This is a genomic window from Ruania rhizosphaerae (assembly GCF_009805705.1).
Taxonomy (GTDB): Bacteria; Actinomycetota; Actinomycetes; order Actinomycetales; family Beutenbergiaceae; genus Ruania; species Ruania rhizosphaerae.
The window spans coordinates 1-1,325 of the sequence record NZ_VSMB01000032.1; the positions used below are offsets into that span (position 1 = coordinate 1).

Genomic DNA, 1,325 nt, shown 5'->3' on the forward strand with positions numbered 1-1,325 from the left:
ACTTTGCTGATGGCCCGCTGTACCCGACGCCGATGCTGACGTCGGTCGTCTTCGAGAATGACGGGTCGATGGTTCTCGGCTTCCGTGACCGTACGCCGGACATGCTGGTGCAGAACGGTTTCAGTCCTGATCCGGACAATCGAACGTCCATCACCGGGGTGATTGTCGGTGGTGACATCAACAAGGTCTGTCTCACCGATGGTGTGTATGAGTGGGAAGGCACGGGTTCGTGTGCGGATAACTCCACGCCGGCGAACTCGGGCGGTGAGCCTGTCGACCGTGTGGAGTACTTCCCGGGCGACTTCTTCGATGCCAGCATCCGTTACCCCGGCTCGACAGTGATGCACCTCGAGAACTCGATGGGTGGGCTGGCGCTCAACCCCAGGGAGCCGGATGTCGCGAACACCACGATGGATGCGACTGGCCTGTTCAACACTGGTGGTATTGGGTTCTACGACCGGGAGGTCGGCACCGGGCCCGGCAGCGAGCCGCTCGACCGGGGACTGCTGATCGCCGGGAACGAGACCTACAATTTCGCTAAGGGAAGCGGTCTGGGTGACCTGTCGCTGCTGGCTGCTGAGGCGCCGAGTCAGATCGGTAATCGGGTGTGGTTCGACGCCGATGAGGATGGTCAGCAGGATCCTATTGATGAGCCTGCGGTTGCGGGTGCGACGGTGCGGTTGCTGTCGGCTGATGGTGAGACTGTTCTGGCCGAGACTGTGACAGACGAGAACGGTGAGTACTACTTCGGTGGTGAGGGTGGGTATCCGCTTGAGCCGGGGGGTGAGTACATCGTCGAGTTCGATGTGAGTACGGTGGATACGTCGACACTGCCTGGTGCGCCGTCTGTGGATGATCTGCAGTTCACACTCACCCAGGCTGAGGGCGTTCCGGACGAGCTCGATTCGAATCCGACCAGGACTGATGACCCGCTGGTCGCCCGGGCCAGTGTGGTTGCACCGGGTGTCGGTGAGGTCGACCACACGATCGATGCGGGTATCTATGGCGCGGACCTGGTCTCGGTTGGTGACTATGTCTGGATTGATGAGGATCGTGATGGTGTCCAGGATGAGGGTGAGACCCCGGTTGAGGGGGTGACGGTCACGTTGCTCGATGAGAACGAGGACGTGGTTGGCACGACGGTCACTGATGAGGACGGGTATTACGTCTTCACTGATCTGCCGATCAGCACTGATTACACGATCGAGTTCCCGACCACGGTGGTGGTTGATGGGCAGGATTACCCGTTGACTCAGACTGGTGCTGGCGTGGACGAGGGTGTGGATTCGAACCCGGATCAGGGCACGGGTCAGTTCTCGTTCACG

1 protein-coding gene is annotated in these 1,325 nt (G+C 60.5%); it reads left to right on the plus strand.

The window, feature by feature from the left end; all coding sequences use genetic code 11:
• Positions 1 to 32 precede the first annotated feature (32 nt).
• The coding region (locus FV560_RS19930; RefSeq protein ID WP_200837846.1) for an SdrD B-like domain-containing protein at positions 33 to 1,325 on the plus strand (1,293 nt) is incomplete at its 3' end.